Source organism: Rhizobium sp. SVR5-9E (assembly GCF_056755095.1).
On record NZ_JBNDHS010000733.1, the window covers coordinates 1 to 236 of the forward strand.

Genomic DNA, 236 nt, shown 5'->3' on the forward strand with positions numbered 1-236 from the left:
ACACTCGACTAGTCGTCGGCAGCGTCAGATGTGTATAAGAGACAGTCTCATAGCAGGTTTTATCGGCATATTCTGGCTGTCCTGAAGTTCTGCCCATTTTGCTTCATCATATGGCTTTATTGTAGGATTATCTTCTGTAAGAGCCAGCTTAAAGCGTATGAAACTGTTAATATGGCTGTCCGCAATATGATTGACCAACTGTCTTATTGTCCAGCCACCTTCTCTGTGTCTGTCTC

General features: G+C 43.6%; 1 protein-coding gene. It reads right to left on the reverse strand.

Annotated elements, in window-relative coordinates:
* Window positions 1–24 precede the first annotated feature (24 nt).
* A partial coding sequence (locus ACPYOJ_RS36770; RefSeq protein ID WP_481420601.1) for a DinB family protein occupies window positions 25–236 on the reverse strand: 212 nt, incomplete at its 5' end.